This window comes from Aeromonas veronii bv. veronii (assembly GCF_000820225.1).
In the GTDB taxonomy this organism is placed as follows: Bacteria; Pseudomonadota; Gammaproteobacteria; order Enterobacterales; family Aeromonadaceae; genus Aeromonas; species Aeromonas veronii.
The window spans coordinates 3154-4403 of record NZ_CDDK01000031.1 but is presented as its reverse complement, the minus strand read 5'-3'; the positions used below and the strand labels follow the sequence as shown (position 1 = coordinate 4403).

Sequence of the window (1250 nt, the reverse complement as noted above, 5' to 3'; positions counted from 1 at the left end):
ACCAGCGCCAGCTCCTCGCTCCAGTCGTTGCTGTTGAGCAGGTAGCCCTTGGCATCGGTCTCGATGAGTTGGCCGTTGAATTCCAGCTGATGTTTTTCGGACGCAGACATGGGGGCTCCTCGCTAATGGGGCTATCAGGATTGGGCGGGCATGGTAGCGCCTTGATCCCCGGTGAGCAACCGGCTCTCATTGGCCAGATGCAGCAGCTGATCCGCCAGCTCGCTGATCAGGTTGAGCTGCTGGGTCAGCATCAGCTGCTCCTCGCTGCTGTCCGTGCAAAGAATGGGGCATTGACCACCGATGGAGCTGGAGGGGTTGCCCGCCAGATGACCGGCGGCCTGCTCCAGGGTGTGGCAGATGTGGTGGCGCACCTCATCGAGCCCGCTGATGGCCTCCAGCTTGTCGCGATGGGCCCCCAGCGCCGAGATGTAGGAGAGCAGAGCGTGATTGCGCCAGGTGAGGGTAAAGCAGAGATCGAGGAAGCGGCGGCGCTTTTGCGGCTCAACCAGCATGCTCTGCCAGGCGGTGGCCAGCTCGCTGTCCGCCAGATGGGCGCTCTTGCGCGCCACTCGATAGTCGATGGACTCGTCCCGCTGCTGCTTGAGGCTTGCCAGCACCGCCGAGAGGTAGCGGGCGTTGGCCGAGAGCGAGTTGGCGATAAGTGTTGGCAGCCGCTTGTACTGCCAGTCCGGCCAGAGCCAGGCCACCAGCCCGTAGGAGATGAGGCAGCCGAGCAGGGTATCGAGCAAGCGCGGCCCCAGAATGGCAAAGCCGATGCCATCGAGCAGGTTGAACGCCATCAGCACGTAGAGGGTGATAAAGCAGACCGCTGCGCTGTAGTTGTTGCGCACCTGGGTAAAGAAGAGGAAAGCGGCCAGCCCCATCACCACCAGCTGAACGTGCAGCTCGGGGAAGAGCCAGAGCACCGGAATGCCCACCAGAATACCTGCAAAGGTGCCGAGCATCCGCTGCACCAGTCGGCGGCGGGTGGCGCTGTAGCTGGGCTGGCAGACAAACAGCACGGTCAGCAAAATCCAGTAGCCCTTTTCCAGATCAAAGGCTTGCAGTATGCCGTAGCCGATCACCAGCCCCAAGGATAGGCGCAGCGCATGGCGAAACACCATTGAGTGCAAGGTGAGGTGCTGCTTGAGCTGGGTCAGCAGCGGCAGGCGGGGCGGCTTGGCCAGCGCGGGCAGCTCCTGCTCCGGCTGCTCGGGGTTTTGCAGCACTTCGGCGCTGCCGAGCAGCTG

General features: G+C 63.0%; 1 protein-coding gene. It reads right to left on the bottom strand.

Annotated elements, in window-relative coordinates; translation table 11 throughout:
* Positions 1 to 134 precede the first annotated feature (134 nt).
* Positions 135 to 1250 (bottom strand): FUSC family protein (locus tag BN1139_RS12680; RefSeq protein WP_041980554.1); only part of this gene is annotated, 1116 nt, incomplete at its 5' end.